The organism is Leucobacter chromiisoli (assembly GCF_016522505.1).
GTDB classification, from domain to species: Bacteria; Actinomycetota; Actinomycetes; order Actinomycetales; family Microbacteriaceae; genus Leucobacter; species Leucobacter chromiisoli.
The window spans coordinates 66717-83701 of sequence record NZ_JAEHOH010000020.1 but is presented as its reverse complement, the minus strand read 5'-3'; the positions used below and the strand labels follow the sequence as shown (position 1 = coordinate 83701).

Genomic DNA, 16985 nt, shown 5'->3' with positions numbered 1-16985 from the left:
CGTGCACGCCAACCGAGAAGACCACAAGGAGAACCCGTGACCGAGACCCCTGATCGCAAGCGCCGAGTCCTGCTCAAGCTCTCCGGAGAGGCCTTCGGCGGCGGGACGCTCGGGGTGAATCCCGACGTGGTCAGCCAGATCGCCCGCGAGATCGCCGCGGCGATGGAGTCCGCGGAGGTCGCGGTGGTTGTCGGCGGCGGCAACTTCTTCCGGGGCGCCGAGCTCTCGCAGCGCGGCATGGACCGCGCCCGGGCCGACTACATGGGCATGCTGGGCACCGTCATGAACGCGCTCGCCCTGCAGGACTTCCTCGAGCAGGCGGGCGTCTCCAGCCGGGTGCAGTCGGCGATCACCATGACGCAGGTCGCGGAGACCTACATCCCCCTCCGGGCGATCCGCCACCTCGAGAAGGGGCGCGTCGTGATCTTCGGCGCGGGCGCCGGGCTCCCGTACTTCTCCACGGACACGGTGGCGGCGCAGCGCGCCCTCGAGATCCACGCGGATCAGGTGCTCGTCGCGAAGAACGGCGTCGACGGCGTCTACACGGCCGACCCCAACAAGGATCCGAACGCGACCCTCATCGACGAGATCAGCTACGGCGACGCGCTCGTGCGGGGGCTCAAGGTCGTCGACTCCACCTCGTTCAGCCTGTGCATGGACAACCGCATGCCGATGCGGGTGTTCGGAATGGAGCCCGCGGGCAACGTGACGGCCGCGATCCGGGGCGAGAAGCTGGGAACGCTCGTTCGCAGCTGACCCGCCCGCGCCGGTATGCTGGAAGAATTCGACCCCGAAGGAGAACACCGTGATCGATGAGGTCTTCGCCGACGCCAAGGACCGCATGAGCAAGGCCGTTGATGCAGCGAAGGAGAGCTTCGCCACGGTGCGCACCGGCCGCGCCAACCCCGCTCTGCTGCAGAGCGTGCAAGTCGACTACTACGGCACCCCCACGCCGCTCCCGCAGCTCGCCTCGGTGCAGAACCAGGACGCGCGGAGCCTGCTCATCACCCCCTACGACAAGGGTGCGATGAAGGACATCGAGCAGGCGATCAGGGACATGCCGAACCTCGGGGCGAACCCGAGCAACGACGGCTCCGTGATCCGCGTGTCGCTGCCCGAGCTGACCGAGGAGCGCCGCAAGGAGTTCGTGAAGATCGTCAAGAGCAAGGCCGAGGACGCCCGCGTCGCCGTGCGCAATCTGCGCCGCCGCGCGAAGGACGATCTCGACGCGCTCAAGAGCGAGGTGGGCGAGGACGAGGTCGCTCGGGCCGAGAAGGAGCTCGAGACGGTCACGAAGCAGCACATCGAGCAGATCGACGATGCGATGAAGCGCAAAGAAGCCGAACTGCTGGAGGTCTAGCTCCCATGTCGGGTGCTGACCGTCGCGACGAGCTCCGCGCGCAGCTCGAAGCGACGAACGCCCGTATCGAAGCCCGAGCGGGCCGGAATCTCTTCTTCGCCATCGGATCGGGGCTGGTCTTCGGTGCGGTGTTCGTCGCGAGCCTGTTCTTCCTGAAGCAGCTCTTCGTGCTGCTCGTCGCCGCGATCGTCTCGGTCGCGCTGGTGGAGCTGGCCTCCGCCTTCCGCATCTCCGGCCGCCGGGTGCCGCGCGTGGGCGTGGTGCTCGGCGGGCTCGTGATCGTGGCGGGCGCCTACTTCCGCGGGGCGGAGGGCATGCTGCTCGGCCTCTTCGCCGCGTCGGCGCTGCTCACGCTGTGGCGCCTCGTCGAGGGGCTCGTGCCCAGCTGGGGCGTGCCCCTGGGCACGCTGATCCGGGACGTGTTCTCCGGGCTCTTCTCCCTCGTGTACGTCGGGTTCCTCGCCTCGTTCGCCGTGCTGCTCGTGCAGGCGCCGCGGGGGGAGTGGTGGGTGTTCGCCCTGGTGCTCGTCGTCGTCTCCGTCGACGTGGGGGCGTACGCGGCGGGCGTGACCCTCGGCAAGCACAAGATGACGCCCCGGATCAGCCCGAACAAGACCTGGGAGGGCTTCGGGGGCGCCGCCCTCGTGGCCGTCCTCGCGGGGGTGGCGGTGTCGCTCCTCGCCCTGCAGCAGCCCTGGTGGGTCGGAGTGCTGCTCGGCGTCGTGGTGCTGCTCACCGCGACCGGGGGCGACCTCACGGAGTCGCTCATCAAACGAAACCTCGGAGTGAAAGACATGAGCTCCTGGATCCCCGGGCACGGCGGCTTCCTGGACCGGCTCGACTCGCTCCTTCCCTCGGCCGTCGGCGTGTACGGCGTGGCCCTCACCCTGGGAGTGCTGTGATGAACCAGACCGCAACCAAGACCCCCAAGACCTCGGAGAACCCGCATACGGCGTTCCCGTTCGCCACCGGCTCCCAGCCGGGGTACCGGCCCGACGAGGTGGACGCGTTCCTCGCGCGGGCCCGCTCCACCTACGAGGGGCGGGAGGAGCCCGGCGCCGGGGGGATCACCGCCGCAGAGGTGCGCCGCACGGCCTTCCGCGTGAAGCGGAAGGGCTACGCGGCGCGCTACGTCGACGCCGCGATGGATCGCCTCGAGGAGGTCTTCTTCGAGCGGGAGCGCCGCGCGAAGATCCGCGCGGAGGGGGAGGACGCCTGGTGGGCGGAGACCCGCCAGCTGCTCTCCGAGGTGCGCGGGCGGCTGCAGCGGCCGCGCGGGAAGCGCTTCCGCGTGCGCGGGCTCCTCGCGACGGGCTATCGTCGCTCGCAGGTCGACGCCTTCCTGGACCGCATCTCGGAGATGTTCGAGAGCCGCGAGATGATGAAGCCCGCGGAGGTGCGCGACGTCGTCTTCCACACCCAGCTCCGCGGCTACGACGAGGAGCAGGTCGACGCGCTGCTCGACGCCGTGGTGGATCTGATCCTCGCCACCCGCTGACCGGGGCGGTGCACGCGGCACTGGATCATTTCCGGCTCCCGAGATAGAATCGTTACATTGTGACTTCCTCCCAGACGCTTTCCCCAGCCCCCGCAGTGTCTCGCCGGTCCCGGATCCGGGGCATCTGCGCCGCCTCCGCGGTCGTGGCGTTCTTCGGCACCGCGGTCGTCGCGCCCTTCGCGATGCCGAGCGCTTCCGCCGACGACGCATCGATGCTGGTGCCGGGCGACCGGATCTATCAGGAGTTCGTCCCCGCCGAGAACCCCGACGACAACCTCGTGTTCGAGGCGTCGCCCATCGAGAAGCTCCCCGAGCCCAAGCCCAAGCCCGAGCCGAAGCCGGAACCCGAGGAAGAGGAGACGCAGGCGCCGGAGCAGCAGGCCCCGACCCAGGAACTGCCGCTCTACACCGGCGGCGGCGCTCCGGCCGAGTGGATGGCCGCCGCGGGCATTCCCGAGAGCGACTGGGGATACGTCGACTTCATCGCCAGCAAGGAGAGCGGCTGGAACCCGAACGCGACGAACGCGAGCTCGGGCGCCTGCGGTCTGATCCAGGCGAACCCCTGCAGCAAGGTGCCCGGCAACGGCTACGATCCGGTCGACAACCTCCGGTGGGCGCACGGCTATGCGACCGGTCGCTACGGCGGCTGGGCTCAGGCCTACCAGTTCTGGACCGCCAACCACTGGTGGTGACCGCCGGGGTGCGCTCCGAGGCCCGCCGCGACGTCGGGGCGATGCGCCGTGGCGCGTAGCCGGCGGGCGAACAAGTATCAGCGCGCTGCGCGGACGCCTCCGCGCGACGTGACGCGCCTCGCCCACGGCGGCGCCCGTCTCGAGACCCGCCGGGGCGTCGAGTGGTTCGTGCGCGAGATCCCGGCCCACCGCGCCGAGAAGGCCTACCGCTGCCCCGCATGCGGGCAGGAGGTGCCGCCCGGCCAGGCGCACGTCGTGGCCTGGAGCGCCGAGCATCTCTTCGGGGACGACGCGGCGGTCCGGGATCGGCGGCACTACCACGCCCACTGCTGGCGGATCGCCTGAGGCGCGGCGCTAGAAGAGCGTGGGTGGGGGCGCGGGCTGCCGTAGGCCGACCTCGGAGGCGGTGGGAGCGATCACGCCCGCCAGCCCCGGTCCCTGCTCGGGATCCCGCCCCGCCTGGAACGCCGTAGCCACGGCGCGCGCGCGAGCGTCGGCGGCCTCGTTGAGCGGGTGCCCGGCGTGGCCCTTGACCCACTCGAACCTCACCTGGCGGCCCTCGAGGGCGCGGTCGATCTGCTCGAGCAGCTCCCGGTTCAACACGGGCTTGCCGTCGGCCTTGCGCCAGCCGCGCCGCTTCCAGCCCGGCATCCACTGCGTCACGGAGTTGATCACGTACTGGCTGTCGCACAGCACGAGCAGCGGCTCGTCGGCGCGCGGCTCGGTGGCGCGCAGGAGGTCGAGGACGGCCATCAGCTCGCCCTGGTTGTTCGTCGCGCGGGGCCATCCGCCGGCGCGCCACTGACCGTCGTCGACGACCCAGGCCCATCCGGCCGGGCCCGGATTGCCGAGAGCCGACCCGTCGGCGGCCGCGGTGATCGTCACGATTCCACCCCGCCGGTCCGCACCTCGGAACCCCGCGCCTCGGCATCGTCCGCTCCGGCGCCCCCGCCCGCGGGATCGCGGTCCGCTGAATCGCGGTGCGCGACGTCCGGCTCGGCGTCGGGGGTCACGGCTACGTCGGTGGCGTTCCGCGTGACGGTGCCGAGCTTCTGCGCGTTCGTGATCACTTCACCGAGGCTCTCGAAGTAGCGGGCGACGGCGCTGCGCTCGACCTTCAGCTGGGACATGCGGTCCTCGGCGGCCGCGAGCACCTTCGCCGCGCGGTTCTCCGCTGCGGTGAAGGTGGTGTGGGCGCGCTGCTCGGCCTCCCGCACGATCTCCGCCGCCTGCTGCTCGGCGGACGCACGGATGCTCCGGGCGTCCTGCGTCGCCTCGGCGGTCTTGCGCTCGTACTCGGCGCGGGCTTCGGCGAGCCGCGCCTGCAGCTCGGCCAGCTCGGCGCGCACCGCGTCGAGCTCGCGCTGCGAGGTCTCGGCGGCCTCGCGCTGACGGGTGCTGAGCTCCTGCTCGAGCTGCTCGCGCTGCTCGGCCGAGGAGCGATTGAACTCGATGGTGTCGGCCTCGATCTGCTCGCGCAGCGCACGGGCGGCGTCCTCGGCCTCGGCGCGGAGCATCGCGAGGGCCGCCTCCTCCGCGGCCCGGTACTCCGCGAGCTCCTCGACGGTCGTCGCGCGCAGCACGTCGGTCTCCTCGGTGACCGCGCTCCGCTTCGCCTCGACCTCCCGGTCGATCGCGGCCGTCGCCGCCTCCTGGCGGTCCCGGAGCTCCGCGGCGTGCTGCTCGGCGGCGACGGCGAGCGAGCGCTCGTGCTCCTCGCGCTCGCGGGCGATGTCGGCGTCGAGCCCCGCCCGCTTCCGCTCCAGCTCCAGCTCGAGGGCCTCGCGCTGCATGCCGAGCTCGGCAGCGGCCTCGTCCCGGTCGATGCGCAGTCGCTCCGCGAGGGCGGTGCGCTCGTCGTCGATGGAGCGCTCGTGCTCCGCCCGCTGAGCGGCGAGGCGCTCCTCGTGCACGGTGGTCTCGTCCGAGATCCGGGCCTCGTGGTCGGCACGCTCCGCCGCCAGCTCGGCCTCCTGGGTCGCCCGCTGCTCGGCGAGCGCGCGCTCCTGCTCACGGCGCTCCGAGGAGAGGGCGGTCTCGTGCTCGGCGCGCTCCGCGGCGATCCGATCCCGGTGCTCGGCGAGCTCCTCCGCGATGCGGTTCTCGTGCCCGGCGCGCTCCTGGGACAGGGCGCTCTCCTGCGCCTCCCGCTCCTGCGCGAGGGCGGTGTCGTGCGCCTGCCGCTCGCGCGCCAGCGTCGTCTCCTGCGTCTGCCGCTCGTGCGCCAGTCGCGCCCCGTGCTCCTGGCGCTCGCGCTCGAGCGTCGCATCGTGGGTCCGCCGCTCCTCGGAGAGGGCGGTGTCGTGCGCCCGGCGCTCCGTCGCGAGCGTCGCGTCGTGCGTCTCCCGCTCCGAGAGGAGGGCGGTGTCGTGCGCCTCGCGCTCCTCGGCGAGCGACGCCTCGTGCGCGCCGCGCTCCGCGGCGATGCGATCCTGGTGCGCGGTGAGCTCGCCCGCGAGCTGGGCGTCGTGCGCCTCGCGCTCCTGTGCGAGGGCGGAGCCCTGGCGCTCCTGCTCGGAGATGATGCGATCCTGGTGCGCCGTGAGCTCGTCGGCGATGCGCTTCTCGTGCGCCTCGCGCTCGCGGTGGATGCGGGCCGCGTGCTGGGCGTTCTCCGCGCGCAGCGTGTCGCCGTGCCGCTCGAGCTCGTCGGCGAGGCGCTGCTCCTGCGCGGCGCGCGCGGCCTCGAGCTCCTCGGCGGCCCGCTCGTCGGCCCGCTGCCGCTCGCGAGCCGCCTGATCGGCGAGCGTGGCGAGCTCGGCCCGCTGGGACTCGACGCCGCGCGCCAGTTCGGACTCGTGGGCCTCCCGCTCCTGCGCGATGCGATCGGCGTGGCTCTGCAGCTCGGCGGAGATCCGCCGATCGTGGGCCTCCCGCTCCTGCGCGAGGGCGGTGTCGTGCTGCTCGCGCTCCTGGGCGATGCGGCCGCGCAGCTCCTCGATCTCGGCGCCGAGCGTGCGCCTCTGCTGCTCGACCTCGGCCTTCAGCGTGCGCTCGAGCTCCGTGTACCGCGCCTCGAGCTCCGCCTCGTCGCGCTGCTGCTTCGCGGCGAACTCGGCTCGCGCCCGCTCGCTCTCCTGCGCCAGCCGGGTGCGCTCGAGCTCCGCCTCGCGCTCGTCCTCCGCCCGCCGCCGGGCGAACTCGGCGGCCTGCCGCTCGGTCTCGGCCCGCAGCTCGTTCGCCGCGGCCGCGGTCTCGGCGGAGAGGCGCTCGGCCTCCGCGTTCGCGCGGGCGAGGATCGCGCTCGCCTCGCGCCGCGCGCTCTCGAGCTGCGACTCCGTCTCCCGCTCGGCCGCGCCGCGCGTGAGCTCGGCGGTGCGCCGCGCCTCCTCGAGGAGGCGCTCCTTCTCGGCGTTCGCCTCGGCCGACTGCTGCGCGACGTCCGTGCGGGCGCCGGTGATGAGGATCTCGGCCTGCTCCGTGGCCGAGGTGACGAGCTCGTCGGCGCGCTTCTGGGCCTGGGAGAGCAGCCGCTGGGTCTCGAGCTCCGTCGCCCGCCGGAGCTTCTCGGCGTCGGCGTCCGCCTGGGTCATGAGGCGCTGGGCGTGATCCTCGGCGACCTGGAGACTCTTCTCGACGCGCAGCCCGAGGCCGGAGTAGCCCGTGGCGCCGAGCTCGGCGACCTGATCCTGCAGATCCGCGATCAGCGTCCGCTGCTCGTCGCTCAGCCGCGTCGCCTGCTGGTGGGCGGCCTGGAGCGATTCGAGATGCGACTGCAGAGTGCCGATGTGCTGCGTGAGAGCCGAGACGCGCTCGTCGACCTCTTCGCGGTTGTAGCCGCGGAACGCGGGGGAGAACTGCTGTGCTGGCTCGGTCACGGACCCTCCGGAGATCGACGGCGTTTCCACGCGCTCGAGGTCGTCGGGCGCGCTCACTGCGAGGTGGAACTGCGGGCGAACAGCCCTCGGGAAACGGCTGAGAGGCGCCCGCGGCCACTGCCGCTCTATGATAGTTCAATTCTCGCTTGGGGGAACCTGGCATCGAACGGTCGGCTCCCGCGACTCGGGAAGCGTCCACTTGAGGCACGGGAAGCTCCGGTACCGTTGGTGGCAGAATGCTCCTGCGCGGCGCGTGAAGAGACGTCGCGCGGGCAACTCAGAGATACAAGAGGAGTCCCTAGTGCGGTATGTGCTCGCGATCGCGGCGCTGGTGCTCTCCGGCGTGCTGCTGCTGCTGGGTATCGGCCAGCGCACCTTCCTCGCAGGACCCGCCGAGATCGTCTATCGGGCGGACACCGCCTCCGACGCCGCGTACGCGGTCGTGCCCGGAGAGGTGTTCCAGCAGGTTCCCGGGCAGGCCAACGTGGTGGTCGACGGCGAGAACGCCTTCGTCGCGACCGGCGCCCTCCGCGACGTCGAGGCGTGGGTCGCCCCCTACGACCACGCCGAGCTGTCGGCGGACCGCCAGTCGCGGCAGCTGGTGGGCGAGGCGGTTCCTCCGGCCGAGGCCGGCGGCGAGGAGACCGGAGACGGGGCCGAGGGCGAGGCGGCGGAGGATACCGGCGACGAGGGCGCCGCGGCGCCCGTGGACCCGCGGGGGAGCGACATGTGGCTCGAGGAGCGCAGCGCCGACGACGGGGAGACGGACGTGCGCGTTCCGGTCGAGCTCGCCGAGGACCAGGCCGTGCTGATCGCGAGCGACGGCGCCGAGCCGATGCCTCAGGAGCTGTCGATCTCCTGGGTGCAGGATCGCCGCACCCCGTTCGCCGGACCGCTGCTGGTCGCGGGCGGCCTGTTCGCCGTCGTCGGGGGCGTGCTGTACCTGCTCGCGATCGATCACGACCGCCGGGGGCTCGGGCCGCGGCGCGGCCGGCGAGGTCCGCTGCAGGGGATCCGCAACGTCTTCGGCGGCGACCGGCGGGCGAAGCGCCGCAGCGAGGCCGCCGCGAAGTCGGCCGGTGGTGCCGACGCCGGTGCTCCGGCGACCCCCGCGAAGACCGAGCGCCGCGCGCTCCGCCGCGCCCTGCCCGCCGCCGGCCTCGCGCTCGCGCTGGGCCTGAGCGGCTGCTCGGCCGGCTACTGGCCCGACTTCTCCCCGGCCGAGACGGAGGAGGACGTCCCGCCGGAGCAGGTCAGCAACGCCGCTCCCGTGCCGGTGAACGACGCTCAGGTGGATCGCATCGTGCAGCGCGTCGCGGAGGTCGCAGCGGCGGGCGACGACGATCTCGACGCTGAGGCGCTGGAGGCGCGGTTCACGGGCGACGCCCTCGCGCAGCGGCGCGCCAACTACACCATCCGGAAGGCCGTTCCCGAGTACACCGTGATCCCCCCGCGCATCACGGAGGAGACGCTCGACTACGAGCTCGTGCAGAGCACCGAGGATTGGCCGCGGACGCTGTTCGTGACCGTCGCCTCGGCGGGCGAGGAGGACAGCGGCACCGGGGAGGACGACACCTCCACGGAGGTCGAGCCGCAGACCGAGAGCGCGCCCGCGGAGGGCGAGGAGCCGGCGGAGGAGCAGGACGACCAGAGCGGCGAGGGCGCTCAGAGCTCCGAGGAGGAGCCGACCTCGCCGTCCCTGGCCCTCGTGCTGACGCAGGCGACGCCCCACGAGAACTACCTGGTGTCCCGGGTGATCTCGCTGCGCGGCGGCATCTCGATGCCGGAGGCGGCGCCGGCGGAGGAGGGCACCGCCCTCCTGTCCGACGACCTGCAGAGCCTCACCGTACCGCCGGGCGAGGTGGGCACCGCCTACGCTGCGGTGCTGCAGCAGGGCGCCGGCGCGGCGGAGGCCGAGCTGTTCGACATCGAGGGCGATCCGCTCATCGAGCGGAGCGGCGCCGGCTGGGTCGCGGAGGCGAAGGAGCGGGCCGCGGCCGACGGCTTCAACATGTCCTACTCCGCGACGGCCGCGCAGGGCGAGGAGCCGACCGTGAGCCTGTCGACCGGCGTGGGAGGCGCGCTCGTGGCGACCACCGTGATCGAGAACCGCGTGGAGGCCCCGGGCGACGGCAAGGCGAAGCCGACCGCGGTGGGGAGCGTGACGGCGCTCTCCGGCCTCACGGGCCAGCACGACCGGCTGGTGCGCGAGGTCGCGCACCAGATGCTGTTCTTCGTGCCGAGCAAGAGCAGCGGAGCGCCGATCCAGGTGCTCGGCTCAACGACCGAACTTGTGGGAGCGAGTGACTGAGACATGACCCAGCAGATACCAGAACGAATCCCCGGCGGGGGCATGGACCTCAGCCACCTCGCGGCGCGCGCGCAGAGCCCTCGCGGCGAGGCTGCGGGCGGCGGGGGCCCGCAGGGCGGCGCACCGGGCGGGGGCGGCCAGGTCGTCGACGTCCCCTCGGTCGTGCTCGACGTCACGGACCAGACCTTCGAGCAGGTCGCCCAGCTCTCGACCGTGGTGCCGATCGTCGTCGACCTGTGGGCCGAGTGGTGCCAGCCGTGCAAGACGCTCGGCCCGATCCTCGAGCGGGTGACGAGGGAGTCCGGGGGTCGGGTGGTCCTCGCGAAGGTCGACGTCGACGCCAACCCCGGGCTCGCCCAGGCCTTCCAGGCGCAGTCGATCCCGACCGTCGTGGCCATCGTGGGCGGGCGACCCGTGCCGCTGTTCCAGGGTGCGCTGCCCGAGCCGCAGGTGCGGGAGTTCTTCGACCGGCTGATCGAGCTCGCCGAGCAGCAGGGCGTCGCCGGCCGCGTGAGCGCGCCGGACCTCGACGGCGCGCCGGAGGCGCCCGCCGAGCCCGAGATCCCGCCGGCGCACTTGGCCGCGGTCGAGGCAGCGGAGCGCGGCGACTACGCGACCGCGATCTCGGAGTACGAGGCGGTGCTCGCCAAGGCCCCGGCCGACGCCGAGGCCCGAGCGGCGCTCGTGCAGCTGCGCCTGCTGCACCGACTGGAGGGCCTCTCCGCTGAGGAGATCCGGGCCGGAGCCGCCGCAGCCCCCTCCGACGTCGACGCCCAGATGCGCGTCGCCGACCTCGACGTCTCCGGCGGGCACGTGGAGGACGCCTTCCTGCGCCTGCTCGAGCTCTTCGAGGCGAACCGCGAGGACGCCGATCGGGCCCGCATCAGGGAGCGCCTGCTCGAGCTCTTCGAGGTCGTCGGCGTCGCCGATCCCCGAGTGATCGCCGCGCGGGGCAGGCTCGCCAACCTGCTCTACTGATCCGCCGGATCCTCGGCCCGGTCCGCGGGAGCCCCGGCTGCGGGGGCCGCGGACCGCGCCGCCCCATCCGATCCGCCCGAGCGAGAGGGCCAGCGTCATGACCGTCCAGGAGCCGCGCACCCGCGCCTACCTCGATCACGCGGCGACCTGCCCGATGCCCGAGCCGGTGCTGCACGACTACGTCGAGGCGCTGCGCGCGATCGGCAACCCGTCCTCGACGCACGGGCACGGGCAGATCGCGCGCGAGGCGCTGGAGCGCTCCCGCGAGACGATCGCGCGGGCGCTCGGCGGGGATCCGGCCGAGACGATCCTCACCAGCGGCGGCACCGAGTCCATCAACACCGCCCTGAAGGGCATCTTCTGGTCGCGTCGGAAGGCCGGCATCGGGCCGGTGCTGCTCATCGCCGAGGGGCAGCACAGTGCGACGAACGAGGCAGCCGAGTGGCTGGAGAGCGAGCAGGGCGCCGAGGTGCGGTGGCTGCCGACCGACGCCGAGGGGGTGCTGCAGCCGGCGGTGCTCGCCGCGGCCCTCGCCGAGGAGGGGGCCGAGCGGGTCGCCCTGGTGTCGATCATGTGGGCGAACAACGAGGTCGGCAGCGTGTGGCCCGTCGCCGAGCTGTGCGCGGTCGCCGCGGCCTGCGGGGTGCCGGTGCACGTCGATGCGGTCGCCGCGCTCGGGCAGGTGCCGGTCGACTTCGCGGCCTCGGGGGCGGCGGCGCTCAGCGTCTCGGCGCACAAGATCGGCGGCCCCGTCGGCATCGGCGCGCTGATGCTGGGCCGGCGCACCGAGGCCATGTCGATCCTGCACGGCGGCTCGCAGCAGCGATCCCGCTCGGGCACCCAGAACGCGGCCGCCGCGGTGGCCTTCGCGCGGGCGCTCGCGCTCGTCACCTCGGGGCGCGCGACCCCGGATCCGGCTCGCGTCGCCCACCTGCGCCGACTGCGCGACCGCATCGTCGCCGGGGTGCGGGCGGCCGTGCCCGACGCGGTGCTGCGCGGCAGCGACCCCGCGGGGGACGAGGATCGCGAGCAGCCTCGGCGCATCCCGGCGAACGCCCACTTCACATTCCCCGGCTGCCAGGGCGACTCGCTCGTCTTCCTGCTCGACGCGGCCGGCATCTCCGCCTCGGTCGGCTCGGCGTGCGGGGCCGGCGTGGTCCGCACCTCGCACGTGCTGCGCTCGATGGGCATCCCCGAGGAGGAGGCGGCCGGAGCGCTGCGCCTCACGGTGGGGGCCGGCACGACCGACGCGGAGGTCGACGCGCTGCTCGCCGCGCTGCCCGACGCCGTGGCCCGCGCCCGCGCCGCCGGGCTCAGCTGACCGCCCCGAGCCTGCCTGCGGAGGAAGATCTGCCTGCAGCGGTGCGCCGAACGCGGTTTCGGTTCCGCTGACGGCGGATCTTCCTCTGGCGGGCGCCCCGGAGCCGCTCCCTGCACGTCTCGCGGCGAGGCGGCCCGTACACTGGTCGGGTGAAGATTCTGGCGGCGATGAGCGGAGGGGTGGACTCCGCGGTGGCGGCCGCCCGCGCGGTCGAGGCCGGTCACGAGGTGGTGGGCGTGCACCTGGCGCTCAGCCGCATGCCCGGCACGCTGCGCACGGGCTCGCGCGGCTGCTGCACGATCGAGGACGCGATGGACGCGCGCCGCGCGGCGAACCTGCTCGGGATCCCGTTCTACGTGTGGGACTTCAGCGAGCGATTCAAGGCCGACGTGGTGGACGACTTCGTCGCCGAGTACGAGGCGGGGCGCACCCCCAACCCCTGCATGCGCTGCAACGAGAAGATCAAGTTCGCGGCACTGCTCGACAAGGCGGTCGCGCTCGGCTTCGACGCGGTGGCGACGGGGCACTACGCGACGCTGCGGGGCGGTTCCGCCGGGCGGGAGCTGCACCGGGCGAGCGCCTGGGCGAAGGATCAGTCGTACGTGCTCGGGGTGCTCACGAGCGATCAGCTCGCGCACTGCTACTTCCCGCTGGGCGACACGCCCTCCAAGGACCTGGTGCGCGCGGAGGCCGAACGCCGCGGCCTCCAGGTGGCGCAGAAGCCCGACAGCCACGACATCTGCTTCATCCCCGACGGCGACACGCGGGGATGGCTCTCGGATCACCTCGAGCGCGCGCCCGGCGACATCCTCGACGAGGGGGGCGCGGTCGTCGGCCGCCACGACGGGGCGAACGGCTACACGGTCGGGCAGCGCCGGGGCCTGCAGCTCGGCCGCCCCGCCGCCGACGGCAAGCCCCGGTACGTGCTCTCGATCCGGCCCGTGTCGAACGAGGTCGTCGTGGGGCCGAAGGAGCGGCTGGCGATCGCGCGCATCGCGGGCGGGCGCTACAGCTGGGCGGGGGAGCCCGGCTTCGACGTGAGCGCCCCGTTCGACTGCGAGGTCCAGATCCGCGCGCACGCCGACCCGGTGCCGGCGACCGCTCGCCTCGCGCCGATCCCCGACGAGGAACGCACCGAGCAGCACCGCGACGGCGCCACGCACGAGGTCGTGGTGGACGTCGACCTCGAGCGCGCCGAGCCCCTGCTCGGCGTCGCCCCGGGGCAGACGGCGGTGCTCTACGTCGGCACGCGCGTGCTCGGGCAGTTCACGATCGACCGCGCACTGCCGGAGTCGCCCGAGCGGATGACGACGGCCGCTCCTAGACTTGAGGCGTGAACACGAACCCCGACGAGATCCCCGCCGATTTCGACGCCGCGCGCGCCGAGGCCGAGCGCCTCACCGCCGACATCGAGCGCTACCGGCTGGCCTACTACTCCGAGGCCACGAGCCTCGTCTCCGACGCGGAGTACGATGCGCTGATCCACCGGCTCGAGGCCGTGGAGCAGGCCTTCCCCGAGCTCGCCGGCCAGGACAGTCCGACGCAGCAGGTGGGCGCCGCCATCGTCTCCGCGGGGTTCCCCGAGCACGAGCACGCCGAGCGCATGCTCAGCCTCGACAACGTGTTCTCGATCGACGAGTTCCGCGAGTGGGCCGAGAAGACGAGGCTGGCGGCCGGCCGGCCGGTGCGGTGGCTGAGCGAGCTCAAGATCGACGGGCTCGCGATCAGCCTCGCCTATCGCGACGGCGAGCTCGAGACCGCGACCACCCGCGGGGACGGCCGGGTCGGCGAGGACATCACCGAGAACGTCGACCTCATCCCCGTCATCCCGCGGCGGCTCGAGGGCGAGGGCATCCCCGAGTTCTTCGAGGCGCGGGGAGAGGTGTTCCTCACCAGCGAGGACTTCGAGGCGCTGAACGCGCGGCAGCACCAGCTGCAGGCCGAGTTCGCGCGCGAGCAGGCCGCGAGGGGCCGCTCCGAGGATCAGATCCCGGTGCGATACCCCGAGTTCGCGAACGCCCGCAACACCGCCGCGGGCAGCCTCAGGCAGCGGGCCGAGAAGAAGACCGCCGCCGAGCTCGCGCTGATGCGGGACCGCCTCGGCAGGCTCTCCCTCTACGTGCACGGCATCGGCGCCTGGTCGCACCCCGCCTTCGAGAACCAGTCCGACGCCTACCGGCTGCTCGACGCCTGGGGGCTGCCGGTGTCGCCGCACTCGCGGGTGTTCGACTCGATCGACGAGGTGGTCGCCTTCATCGAGGATCGGGGCGAGCACCGTCACGACGTCGAGCACGAGATCGACGGCATCGTCGTGAAGGTCGACGAGCTCGAGCTGCACGCGGAGCTGGGGGAGACGAGCCGGGCCCCGCGCTGGGCGATCGCCTACAAGTACCCCCCGGAGGAGGTGCACACCAGGCTCCTCGACATCCGGGTCGGCGTGGGGCGCACGGGCCGCGCCACGCCCTACGCGGTCATGGCCCCGGTGAAGGTCGCCGGGTCGACCGTGAGCCAGGCGACGCTGCACAACCAGCAGGTGGTGAAGGCGAAGGGCGTGCTCATCGGCGACACGGTGGTGCTGAGGAAGGCCGGCGACGTGATCCCCGAGGTGCTCGGCGCCGTGGTGGAGCGTCGCGACGGCAGCGAGGTCGAGTGGCAGATGCCCGAGGCGTGCCCCGAGTGCGGCACGGAGCTGCGGCCGATGAAGGAGGGCGACATCGACCTGCGCTGTCCGAACGCCAGGGCGTGCCCCGCGCAGGTGCGCGGCCGGGTCGAGCACATCGGATCCCGCGGCGCCCTCGACATCGAAGTGCTCGGGGAGATCACCGCCGCCGCGCTGACCCAGCCCGAGATCCCGGCCGAGCCGCCCCTCGTCACCGAAGCCGGGCTGTTCGATCTGACGATCGATCAGCTCGTGCCGATCGAGGTCGTCGTGCGCGACGGCGAGACGGGGGAGCCCCGGCGGGAGGATCCGAAGCCGGACGGCAGCCCGGGAGACCTCGTGCGGCGCCGGCCGTTCCAGCGGGTGTCCCTCGACTATCCGCCGGAGGCCGAGGGGCTGAGCGCCGCCGAGCGGCGCAAGGCGGGGCTCCGCAAGGATCACCGGGTGATCTCCCCGTCGAAGGATGCCGAGACCTTCCTCAGCGAACTCGAGAAGGCGAAGACGAAGCCGCTGTGGCGGCTCATCGTCGCGCTCAACATCCGTCACGTCGGGCCGGTGGCGGCGCGAGCGCTGGCGGACTGGTTCGGCTCGCTCGACGCGATCCGCGCGGCCAGCGCCGAGGAGCTGGCGGAGGTCGAGGGGGTCGGCGGGATCATCGCGGAGTCGCTGAAGGAATGGTTCGAGGTCGATTGGCACCGCGAGATCGTGGATCGCTGGGCGGCGGCCGGCGTGCAGTGGGCGACGCCCGGGCACCCCGGCCCCGGGGCGGCCGCGGAGGTCGGGGGAGTGCTCTCCGGCCTCACCGTCGTCGCCACGGGCTCGCTCGAGGGCTTCACCCGCGATGGCGCCAAGGAGGCCATCATCCAGGCCGGCGGCAAGGCCGCCTCGAGCGTGTCGAAGAAGACCGACTACGTGGCCGCGGGGCCGGGAGCGGGGTCGAAGCTCTCGAAGGCCGAGGAGCTCGGCATCCCGGTGCTGGACGCGGCGCAGTTCGCGGTGCTCGTGACCGAGGGGCCCGCGGCGCTCGGGCTGGCCCCGGAGTCCGAGGGGGATCCGGGGACCGACGCCGAAGCCGAGGCGGATGCCGAAACCGGTTCCGCGGCCGGAACCGCGTGAGCGGTCCCGGCCTGCACGGTGCGCCGGGCCGCCGTCCCCAAGGGCGTCTCCCGGGAAGTTATCCACAGATGCCGCGCAACCGCTCCTCGGCGCGCGCGGCGTCGCTAGTCTGAAACGCACCGGCCCGCATCGGGCGGGGGTACGAGAAACGAAGGCGTTGCAGACGGGCGAGGGGGCACGAGAGAGGGAGGCCGCTCATGTTCCAGCAGGCGAAGACGGAGACCCGCGGGCGCGTGGCCGGGGAGGCGCCGGTGCGCGCCGCCTGGGCCACGTCCGACCCGCTGCTCACCGAGTACTACGACACCGAGTGGGGCGTGCCCGTGCGCGCCGAGGCGGGGGTCTTCGAGCGGCTGAGCCTCGAGGCGTTCCAGGCGGGCCTCTCCTGGCTCACCGTGCTCCGCAAGCGCGAGTCCTTCCGGGCGGCCTTCGACGGCTTCGACCCCGAGGCGGTGGCCGCCTACGGCGAGCCCGATGTCCGGCGACTGCTCTCCGACGCGGGCATCATCCGCAACCGCCGCAAGATCGACGCCACGATCGCCAACGCCCGCGCGACGCTGCGGCTGCGCGAGGAGGGCATCGGCCTGAGCGGCCTGGTCTGGTCCTACATGCCGGAGCGCTCTCCCGCTCCGCTCCGCGATGAGGAGGTGCCGAGCACCTCGGCGGAGTCCGTCGCCCTCGCGAAGGACCTGAAGCGCCGCGGCTTCGCCTTCGTCGGCCCGACCACGGTCTACGCGCTGATGACGGCGATCGGCATCGTCGACGCCCACCTCGTCGGGAGCCACCGCCGGGGCTGCTCGGGGCTCTGGAACGAGGACGGCTCGCGACGGGAGTGACGGGCGACGCCGGTAGGATGGACGGGTTCGTAGAATCCCACCACTCCGATGGAGCAGCATGTCTGAAACCAGTGCGGCACACAGCAGCGGGGCGAGGGGCGAGATCACGGCGGAGACCGTGCAGCACCTGGCGGGTCTCGCCCGGATCGCCCTCACCGATGCCGAGACCGCGTCGCTCACCTCCGAGCTCGACTCGATCCTCGCCAACATCGCCAAGGTGAGCGAGGTGGCGTCGGACGACGTGCCGGCCACCAGCCACCCCATCCCGTTGAACAACGTCACCAGGCCCGACGAGGTCGCCGACGTGCTCACCCGCGAGCAGGCGCTTTCGAATGCGCCAGATGCCGCGGACGGCATGTTCCGGGTGTCCTCGATCCTCGGCGAAGAGCAGTGAGGGGC

At 73.0% G+C, this 16985-nt stretch carries 15 protein-coding genes; 13 read left to right on the top strand and 2 right to left on the bottom strand.

Going from position 1 to position 16985, the window contains the following annotated elements; all coding sequences use genetic code 11:
* Positions 1-36 precede the first annotated feature (36 nt).
* The 6 genes from pyrH (at position 37) to JD276_RS13550 (ending at position 3895) form a co-directional block, all read left to right on the top strand.
* Complete coding sequence (gene pyrH / locus JD276_RS13575) at positions 37-756, top strand: UMP kinase (protein WP_200116200.1); 720 nt, start codon at positions 37-39, stop codon at positions 754-756.
* 49 nt (positions 757-805) lie between these two features.
* Positions 806-1360, top strand: coding sequence for a ribosome recycling factor (gene frr, locus JD276_RS13570; RefSeq protein ID WP_200116199.1), 555 nt, complete (start codon positions 806-808; stop codon positions 1358-1360).
* 5 nt (positions 1361-1365) lie between these two features.
* Entirely contained in the window at positions 1366-2262 is an 897-nt protein-coding gene (locus JD276_RS13565) for a phosphatidate cytidylyltransferase (RefSeq protein ID WP_200116198.1), read from the top strand.
* On the top strand, positions 2262-2858 hold the full coding sequence (locus JD276_RS13560; RefSeq protein ID WP_200116197.1) for a DivIVA domain-containing protein: 597 nt from the start codon (positions 2262-2264) through the stop codon (positions 2856-2858). The genes JD276_RS13565 and JD276_RS13560 overlap by 1 nt, the downstream gene beginning before the upstream one ends.
* 95 nt (positions 2859-2953) lie before the next feature.
* A complete protein-coding gene (locus tag JD276_RS13555; RefSeq protein ID WP_307866578.1) occupies positions 2954-3550 on the top strand; it encodes an aggregation-promoting factor C-terminal-like domain-containing protein in 597 nt (198 codons plus the stop codon).
* 48 nt (positions 3551-3598) lie between these two features.
* Positions 3599-3895, top strand: coding sequence for an Rv1322 family protein (locus JD276_RS13550; RefSeq protein ID WP_200116196.1), 297 nt, complete (start codon positions 3599-3601; stop codon positions 3893-3895).
* Positions 3896-3904: 9 nt separating this feature from the next.
* Here the strand turns inward: JD276_RS13550 and JD276_RS13545 are convergent, their stop codons facing one another.
* Positions 3905-4435 (bottom strand): ribonuclease H family protein, encoded by a 531-nt coding sequence (locus tag JD276_RS13545; RefSeq protein ID WP_200116195.1) that lies wholly within the window; start codon positions 4433-4435, stop codon positions 3905-3907.
* Positions 4432-7368 (bottom strand): hypothetical protein, encoded by a 2937-nt coding sequence (locus tag JD276_RS13540; RefSeq protein ID WP_200116194.1) that lies wholly within the window; start codon positions 7366-7368, stop codon positions 4432-4434. Before JD276_RS13540 ends, JD276_RS13545 begins: the two co-directional genes overlap by 4 nt.
* 301 nt (positions 7369-7669) lie before the next feature.
* On the opposite strand from JD276_RS13540, the gene JD276_RS13535 reads away from it, so the two are divergent.
* The 7 genes from JD276_RS13535 to gatC all read left to right on the top strand — a co-directional run bounded on the left by JD276_RS13535 (position 7670) and on the right by gatC (position 16980).
* A complete protein-coding gene (locus JD276_RS13535; RefSeq protein ID WP_200116193.1) occupies positions 7670-9679 on the top strand; it encodes a DUF8094 domain-containing protein in 2010 nt (669 codons plus the stop codon).
* Between the two features lie 3 nt (positions 9680-9682).
* Complete coding sequence (locus JD276_RS13530) at positions 9683-10657, top strand: tetratricopeptide repeat protein (RefSeq protein ID WP_200116192.1); 975 nt, start codon at positions 9683-9685, stop codon at positions 10655-10657.
* Between the two features lie 97 nt (positions 10658-10754).
* Entirely contained in the window at positions 10755-11978 is a 1224-nt protein-coding gene (locus JD276_RS13525) for a cysteine desulfurase family protein (protein ID WP_200116191.1), read from the top strand.
* A gap of 149 nt (positions 11979-12127) precedes the next feature.
* Entirely contained in the window at positions 12128-13315 is a 1188-nt protein-coding gene (gene mnmA / locus JD276_RS13520) for a tRNA 2-thiouridine(34) synthase MnmA (protein ID WP_200116190.1), read from the top strand.
* Positions 13312-15753 (top strand): NAD-dependent DNA ligase LigA, encoded by a 2442-nt coding sequence (ligA, locus tag JD276_RS13515; RefSeq protein WP_200116189.1) that lies wholly within the window; start codon positions 13312-13314, stop codon positions 15751-15753. Before mnmA ends, ligA begins: the two co-directional genes overlap by 4 nt.
* A gap of 197 nt (positions 15754-15950) precedes the next feature.
* Positions 15951-16586: a DNA-3-methyladenine glycosylase I gene (locus tag JD276_RS13510; RefSeq protein ID WP_200116188.1), complete on the top strand. Its 636-nt coding sequence runs from the start codon at positions 15951-15953 to the stop codon at positions 16584-16586.
* Between the two features lie 58 nt (positions 16587-16644).
* On the top strand, positions 16645-16980 hold the full coding sequence (gene gatC, locus JD276_RS13505) for an Asp-tRNA(Asn)/Glu-tRNA(Gln) amidotransferase subunit GatC (protein ID WP_200116187.1): 336 nt from the start codon (positions 16645-16647) through the stop codon (positions 16978-16980).
* The last annotated feature ends 5 nt before the right edge of the window (positions 16981-16985 follow it).